1 protein-coding gene is annotated in these 484 nt (G+C 58.3%); it reads left to right on the top strand.

Annotation, left to right across the window (positions count from 1 at the left end):
• A partial coding sequence (locus ACKWMY_RS28330) for a DUF5906 domain-containing protein (RefSeq protein WP_409487563.1) occupies positions 1-484 on the top strand: 484 nt, incomplete at both ends.

Below are 484 nucleotides of genomic sequence, written 5' to 3'. Positions count from 1 at the left end.
CTTCTGGAAGTGGTTAACCCGCTCTACAGGGAGCAATGCCCGCAAAGCCGATCGGGTACTGGCGGCGCTGTATATGGTGATGGCCAACCGGTATGACTGGCAGCTTTTCCTTGAGGTCACCGGGCCGGGCGGCAGTGGTAAAAGCGTGTTTGCCGAGGTCTGCACCATGCTAGCCGGCAAGGGTAATACAGTGGCCGCCAGCATGTCTTCACTGGAGAACCCCAAGGAGCGGGAGCTGATTGTCGGTGCGTCGCTGATCGTGCTCTCTGATATGGCTAGGTATGCCGGTGACGGCTCAGGGATCAAAGCCATTACAGGCGGTGACAAGGTGGCCGTAGACCCGAAATACAAAGCGCCGTACTCGATGCGGATCCCTGCTGTCGTGCTAGCAGTGAACAACAACTCCATGACCTTTAGCGACCGCAGCGGGGGCATATCACGGCGGCGGGTGATTTTTAACTTTGCTGATGTGGTGCCGGACGGG

Source organism: Serratia sp. J2 (genome assembly GCF_046269175.1).
GTDB classification, from domain to species: Bacteria; Pseudomonadota; Gammaproteobacteria; order Enterobacterales; family Enterobacteriaceae; genus Chania; species Chania fonticola_C.
The sequence above is the reverse complement of the archived record's forward strand: the minus strand, read 5'-3'. Positions and strand labels throughout refer to the sequence as shown.